Consider the following 1,796-nt stretch of genomic DNA (forward strand, 5'->3'; position numbering starts at 1 on the left):
CGATGACGATCTTGGTCTGTAAAGGTGGGGGTCGGAGGTCCGGGACGACGTTGGCGATCAGTTGGCCCGCTGGAAACGGCCGCGGTTGCTCATATGCTCACGTCCGCTGTAACACAGCGGAACCCGGTGTCGTTGTCGAGCATTTCCCGGTCAGCGTCGTTGAACGCGGCGGGGACGGTTCGCTCGAACAGGGTTGTCCAGGCACCGCCTTTGAGTTCGAACCGGCCGGGTGTCGACTCGGTGGCGCACCATTCCCAGACGTTCCCGCACATGTCGTAGACGCCCCAGGGGGATGCGCCGCTCTTGTAGCAGTCGACGGGGTTGGTGGTGGCCGGGCCGACGCCGCGGCAGTTGCATTTTCGGGGAGTGGGTTGGGTTCCCCATGGCCAGGTGGCGCCGCTGGTGCCGCGGGCGGCTTTCTCCCATTGCAGGCTGCTGGGGAGTCGCTTGTGGGCCCATCGTGCGTAGGCGTCGGCGTCGGCGTGGGTGATCCAGACCACGGGGTGGTCGGCGATGTCGAGTGGGGGTCGGTCGCCGGCCCAGTGCTCGGGCCGGCGGTGACCGGTGGCGGCGACGAACCGCGCATAGTCGTCGTTGCTGACCGGGTAGGTGTCGATATAGAAACCGGGAAGCCATTCGGGCCGCTCGTCGAGGCCCGACAGGAATACCCCTTCGGGGATCCAGGTCACGAGTTTGCCGTCGACAGGATTCCGGATGTGGGCGGGCTGCACCACGGCATCGGTGTCGCGGGCTTCGCCGATCGCTTCGGGCGCCACGGTGTTGATGAACCGCGTCTGTTCGTCTGCGGTCAGACGGGACAACGAGGTGTCGAGGGCCGGCTGGTTGACCGGTTTCGGCGTAACGTTCGCGGCGCCGGCCTCCCACTTCGAGATCGTGCGCTCTTGGACGCCGAGGTGCGCGGCGAACTCCTTGAGTGTCATGCGGCGCGCCTCGCGCAGCGAGCGAACCTCGGTGCCGGTCCAGGGCCGAACGAGGCTGATCATTGCGCGCAGAGTCCCTTTCCGGTGTGGTGGCGTATCAGCCTAGTCACTGGCCCGGTGTTCTGCTGCTCAGATCTTTTGTGGCGGAATGGATTCGTACTCTTTGCGCAGGATCGCGACGAGTTCGTGTTCGGGCCATTCGATGTCGTCGATTCGGGAGACCGGGCGTACACCGACCGCGGCGTTGGTTGCGACGGCGCCGCTGAATCGCCGGAGCTGGGACAGCGTGATGCGTTTGGAAACTATGCCGTTGTCGCGCGATTGGTTGATCAGCCGCATGGTGATGCCGACCAGCATGTTGGCCTGGGGCCATACGAGCTGCCCGTGCTCGGTGATGAAGCCGATATTGCTGGTGGCGATCTCCGAAATCGTGCCGTCGGGATCGGTGAACAGCACGTCGTCGAACCCTGCGCGCTGGGCGCCGCTGCGCATGGTCATCGCGCCGAAGAGCCCGACGTGCTTGACCGTAGGCAGATCACGAGCGTAGGCCGCGGATTGCAGACGCAATGGGCCCGGCTGAGCCTGCGGTGCAGGGCGCATGGTGACCAGTACGTGCGGTTCGGCGGGGGCGCCAGGCCGGCCCAACTCGATCGCAGGGTCGTAGATGGTGACCCGCACGGTCACCGGCTCGTCGGTCTCGCGCAGAGCGTGGCGGACCAGTTCGCGGACCCGTTCGGGCTGGAGCTCGGCGTCAAACACCGCGCGACAGTCTCGGGTGAGTCGATCCAAGTGCAGAGACAGGCCACGCACAGCGCCGTTCTCGCAGCGCATCGAGGTGAAGTGACCAAGGTTGAC

At 65.8% G+C, this 1,796-nt stretch carries 2 protein-coding genes; both read right to left on the bottom strand.

Annotated elements, in window-relative coordinates; all coding sequences use genetic code 11:
• Positions 1 to 89: 89 nt before the first annotated feature.
• A complete protein-coding gene (locus ACT89H_RS29300) occupies positions 90 to 1,004 on the bottom strand; it encodes an SUMF1/EgtB/PvdO family nonheme iron enzyme (RefSeq protein ID WP_445111903.1) in 915 nt (304 codons plus the stop codon).
• A 66-nt stretch (positions 1,005 to 1,070) separates the two neighbouring features.
• On the bottom strand, positions 1,071 to 1,796 hold a 726-nt coding region (locus tag ACT89H_RS29305), incomplete at its 5' end, for an aminotransferase class IV family protein (RefSeq protein ID WP_445111904.1).

This window comes from Nocardia aegles, from assembly GCF_052545135.1.